Source organism: Pseudomonas sp. BN411 (assembly GCF_029871235.1).
In the GTDB taxonomy this organism is placed as follows: Bacteria; Pseudomonadota; Gammaproteobacteria; order Pseudomonadales; family Pseudomonadaceae; genus Metapseudomonas.
Genome location: NZ_SSOM01000009.1, coordinates 1 through 536, shown reverse-complemented (window position 1 = coordinate 536; position 536 = coordinate 1). Strand labels below are relative to the sequence as shown.

1 pseudogene is annotated in these 536 nt (G+C 57.1%); it reads right to left on the bottom strand.

Annotated elements, in window-relative coordinates:
• Window positions 1–312, bottom strand: a pseudogene (locus tag E8F06_RS00070) (lipoyl synthase); the annotation flags it as partial.
• Window positions 313–536 lie beyond the last annotated feature (224 nt).

The window sequence follows — 536 nt, the reverse complement described above, 5'->3', positions numbered from 1 at the left end:
GAAGGGGCAGCGACGGGTGCAGATGTCACCCATGATCATGAAGGTGGCGGTACCGCCGGAGAAGCACTCGCCCAGGTTCGGGCAGGAGGCTTCCTCGCAAACGCTATGCAGCTTGTGCTTGCGCAGCAGTTGCTTGATGCGTTCCACCTCGGAAGACACCGGGATGCGCACGCGGATCCAGTCCGGTTTCTTCGGCAGTTCTTCGGTCGGGATTATCTTCACCGGAATACGCGCGACCTTCTCGGCGCCGCGTAATTTCACTCCGGCCTGCACGCTCCTCGGCCCAAACTCTGTGTGTCGAGACTCCACCATTGATCTCCATCGTTCAGAACAGGTCGATACGTCTTAGGCAAGAGCCGGGCCAGCTTGTGCAAGGCCGATTGGCGGGGGCGGGGGCCATGAAATGACATCGTTGTAACACCTTACAGTTGTAAAGATCTTTACACCGCCAAGGCTGTCAGTAAGCGCGACTATCTTCTAAATCAATGGGTTAGCTTTTGGTATCGAGTGTGCAATGGGGAGTCTGGTAGCGCCGA